Genomic DNA, 4472 nt, shown 5'->3' on the forward strand with positions numbered 1-4472 from the left:
CGGGGCTGGAGGCGCTTGGGGAGATGATGGAGGCCGATGCGGCGGCGCTGTGCGGCCCGCGGCACGGGCGGGGCGGCGAGCGGCAGGCGCAGCGCTGGGGCCGGACAGCCGGCCCGATCGGCTTCCACGGCGGCAAGGTCCCGGTGGCGCGGCCGCGGGTCCGCGAGCGCGGTGGGCGGGAGGTGGTGCTGCCGAGCTGGGAGCGGGCGGTGGGCGAGGACTGGCTGGGGCGGTGGGCGATGAACCTGATGCTGCTCGGGGTCGCCACGCGTCGGTTCGGCCGGGCGGTGCGGCTGCCCGAGGGCGACGTGCCGGCGGGCCCGGGCGCGGGGGTGTCGAAGTCGGCCGCCTCGCGGCGGTTCGTCGCGCTCTCGGCCGAGCGGATGGCGGCCTGGATGGCGCAGGACCTGTCCGGGCTCGACCTCTTGGCCGTGCAGATCGACGGCATCCACGTCACGGAGGACCTGGTCCTGCTGGCTGCCATCGGCATCGATGGCGAGGGAGCGAAGCACCCGCTCGGGCTGGTGGAGGGCGCCACCGAGAACGCGGTGGTGGTGCAGGCCCTGCTCGACGACTTGGTCGGTCGGGGGCTCGATCCGAGCGTCTGCCGGCTGTTCATCGTGGACGGGGCCAAAGCGCTGACCAAGGCCATCCGGCGGACCTTCGGACGCGACACCCCCATCCAGCGCTGCCAAATCCATAAGGCTCGCAACATCGCCGAGCGGCTGCCCAAGGCGCTGCAGGCGCCGGTCCGCCGGGCGTTGCGGCAGGCCTGGGAACTGGACGATGCGGTCAAGGCCGAGCGGCTGCTGCGCAACCTGGCGCGCACCCTCGAGCCCCGGGCACCCGGCGCTGCGGCATCGATCCTGGAGGGGCTCGACGAGATCCTCACCGTCGTTCGGTTGCGGCTGCCGCGCGAGCTGCGTCGCTCGCTGGCCTGCACCAACATCGTCGAGAACGTCATGGGCTCGGTGCGGCGGGTCTGCCGCAACGTGAAGCGCTGGCGCGACGCCGACATGGCGCTGCGCTGGACCGCCGCGGCGATGCTCGAAGCTGCCAAGGGCTTTCGCAGGCTGAAGGCGAAGCGGCACCTTCCGGCGCTCCGTGCCGCTCTCACTGCTCACCGAGCAAAGACCGCGACGATCACGCCGATTGCACAGCAGACGCGCGCCGCATAGGGTCACTCTCGGCCGCGCCGCCCGCCATGCTCAACATTGGCCGGGACATCCCCGTTCAAGTCGGGCTTGACCACTCATGTTGCACACAATGCAGGAGTTCAGCGACGATCGGCGTCCCTCCCCGTGCCGACGCCAGCCCGACGCCCGCCTTCTGCCTCTCGGCCCTCCAGCAACACCGCCATCCGCTCGGCCAGGGCTGCTGGTTCAACCGGCTTGCGCAGCAGCGTGAAGGCGCCACTCAGCGCGCCGCCCATCGCCAACTCGGCCGCGTCGGTGACGAAGCCGGTGAGAAGGATTGCCGGCAGCCCGGGCTGCCGGCGCTGCGCCTCACGGACGAGCGCCAACCCGTCGATTCCCGGCATGGACAGGTCGGACACCAGGATATCCACTACGCCACCCGCGTCGAGATGTGCGAGCGCCTCTGCCGCGCTCGCTGCCGGCCGCACGGCATAGCCGGCCGCCCGAAGCCCTTCGGCGGTGATGTCCCGTACTGCCGCCTCGTCGTCCACCAGGAGCACCTGGGCGGTCCTCTCGCCAGCCTGTGGTGCGATGGCGGGCGCTGCGGCCGGAAGTTCCGCATCGGCGACAGGCAGCCAGAGCGCCACGGTGGTGCCGATCTCAGGCGTACTCTCGATATGCAACGCCCCACCGGACTGCTCGGCGAAGCCGCGCGCCATGGCCAGGCCGAGACCGGTGCCCTTGCCCTCCGGCTTCGTCGTGAAGAAGGGCTCCGACGCCCGCGCCAACACCTCCGGCGTCATGCCCTCGCCGGTGTCGCGCACCCCCAGGCGCACATAGGCTCCGGGCCCGAGCCGAGGCGGGCGGCGCGGCTCATCGCCGGCGAAGAGCGCCGCCGCGGCCGAGAGGGTGATCACGCCCTGTCCAGCCATGGCATCACGTGCATTCGCGGCGAGGTTCACCAGCGCCGTCTCGAGCTGGCCCTTGTCGGCGAACAGTGGCGGCAGCCGTGGCTCGATCGAGAGCTCGATCCGGATCCCCGCACCCAACGTGTGCGCGAGCACTTCCTGAATTGCCGTCAGCAGATCCGTCACATCGGTCGGCTCCGCGCGGAGCTCGGCGCGGCGGGAAAACGCCAGCAGGCGACGGGTCACCGCTGCGCCCCGCTTCGCGGCATCAGCTACCATGCGCGCCAGCCGGAGCACCCGCGGTGCGTCGCCAGGTGCGGCCTCGATCAGCCGGGCACCGCCCTGTACTGCCTGCAGCACGTTGTTAAAGTCGTGCGCAATGCCGCCCGCGAGCTGACCCAGCGCCTCCATGCGCTGCGCATGGGCCAGCCGTGCCTGCGCGTCCTCGCGCGCCGCCACCGCCTCGCTGACCCGGTGCTCGAGTGTTTCGTTCAACCGACGCAGCTCCACCTCGCGTTCGGCGAGCGCCGCCTCCGCCTGCTTGCGCCCGGTCACGTCGATGGCGGTGCCGATCACGCGGATGCAGCGCCCAGCCTTGTCGAAGAGCCCGCGACCCTTCGAGGCGACCCATCGCACCGTCCCGTCCTCCCTGCCAAGGACGCGGTACTCGACGTCGTAGGGTGCGCGCTGGGCAGGGTTGGCGGCGGCGGCATAGGCAGTCTCAACCACCGCTCGGTCGTCTGGATACAGCCGATTCAGGAAATCCGCCCGGCCGACCGGCGTCCCGGGCGGGACGCCGAAGATGGCGTAGACCCGGGGCGACCAGACCAGCGTGCCCGCCACGGGGTCGATGTCCCAGAAGCCGACCTCGGCCGCCTCAGTGGCCAGCCGCAGCCGCTCGTCGGTCTCGCCCAGGGCCGCCTCGGCCGCCTTTCGGTCGGTCACGTCGACCAGCACGCCGAGGACGCGGGTGACGCGCCCGTCGGCGCCGGAAACCATCTCGGCCCGCAGCAGAAGCCAGCGCACCGAGCCGTCCGGCCAGACGCAGCGAAACTCGGCTTCGAAGAACCGCTCACCCCGCGCCAGCGCCTCCCGCCCTATCCGCAGCAGCTGCTCGCGCTCGCCTGGGAAATAGCGCGCCCGCCGCTCCTCGCGGGTCGGCTCCGCGTGGGGTGGAAAACCGAACAGCCGGTTCAGCTCGGGCGAGCCAACGACGGCATCCTTGGCGACGTCGAGCTCGAACACCGCCATCCGCCCCGCCTCCAGGGCGAGTTGCAGTCGCGCCTCCGCGGCGCGGCGCTCGGTAACGTCGAGCGACACGCCGAGCATGCGCAGCGGCCGGCCCGCAACATCGCAGACCACCTCGCCACGGCCGACGATCCACCGCTCTGTCCCGTCCGATCGCCGGCGGTAGCGAAACTCCACCTCCCAGCCCGTCCGCGGGGAAGCCAGTAGGGTCGCGAGTTCCGCCTGCACCCGCGCTTGGTCTTCCGGATGGATCCCCTCTCGCCACGACTCAACCGTCACAGGGCAGCACGGGTCAGTGCCGTGGATGCGATGGCACTCCTCCGACCAGCGAAGCGCACCGGTGGCTACGTCCCACTCCCATGTGCCCACCCCACCCGCCTGCTGCGCCAGGCGCAACCACGCCTCACTCTCTCGTAGCGTCTCGGCGGCATGGTGCTCGGCGGTGCGGTCGCGGAAGGCGACGCCGAGGCCGCGGCTGGTAGGAAAAGCGGTGACCTCGACCGAGCGGTCGGGGCGGACCACGCCGGAGCGCTCGACGCGCGCCGGCCGGCGGGTGGCCATAGCCTCCCGCAGGAAGACCTCGAGCCAGCTGCCGCGAGAGCCCGGCATCACGTCCCAGACCGGGCGACCGAGCGCGGCCTCGGTTGGTGTGCCATAATAGGCGGCGCAGCCCGCGTTGAATGTGACGAAGCGGAACTCGCGGTCTAACTCGTAGGCGTTGTCGCCGAGCGCCTGGAAAAGGGCTTCGCTGGCGAGGTCGTGCCACGCGGATGCTGGCTTCGCATTCACCGCGGCGCCTCCGGCCGGTCCCACCATGGCTCCAACGCGCCGCGCCATCGTCGGCAGCGCAGCAGGGTATGGGGATAAGCCTTGGGCATGGGTTTCGCCGGCGTCTCCAGCCGTACCGGTCCGGTACGGAGCAAAATTGATTGAAGTCCGGCTACGCTTCAACCGGCCTCGACGATCACACAAGCGCCGCCGAGGAGATTGGTCCGACGGCGGACGTGACCGGCGACGTCGGGCAGCACCTGGTCTTGATCACTCGTCCGTACTGCGCCCTCCAGCACCGGAACTGCCGCAAAGTTGGGGGTCAGCTGCGGCTGGTCTGCTGTGCCGCCTGCGCCGGCATCCCTGGTTCCGGGCTCCGAGCAACGCTTTCGGCCTGCTGCCGGCCCTCGCC

General features: G+C 71.4%; 2 protein-coding genes. One reads left to right on the forward strand and one right to left on the reverse strand.

The features are described from left to right. Positions 1-1178 (forward strand): IS256 family transposase (locus Q7A36_RS38515; protein ID WP_305109086.1); only part of this gene is annotated, 1178 nt, incomplete at its 5' end. A 98-nt stretch (positions 1179-1276) separates the two neighbouring features. Here the strand turns inward: Q7A36_RS38515 and Q7A36_RS38520 are convergent. Then, positions 1277-4243 carry a hybrid sensor histidine kinase/response regulator gene (locus Q7A36_RS38520; RefSeq protein ID WP_305109087.1) on the reverse strand — a complete coding sequence of 989 codons (2967 nt, stop codon included), beginning with the start codon at positions 4241-4243 and terminating at the stop codon, positions 1277-1279. Positions 4244-4472: the final 229 nt, after the last annotated feature.

It is taken from the genome of Paracraurococcus lichenis (assembly GCF_030657435.1).
GTDB lineage: Bacteria > Pseudomonadota > Alphaproteobacteria > Acetobacterales > Acetobacteraceae > Paracraurococcus > Paracraurococcus lichenis.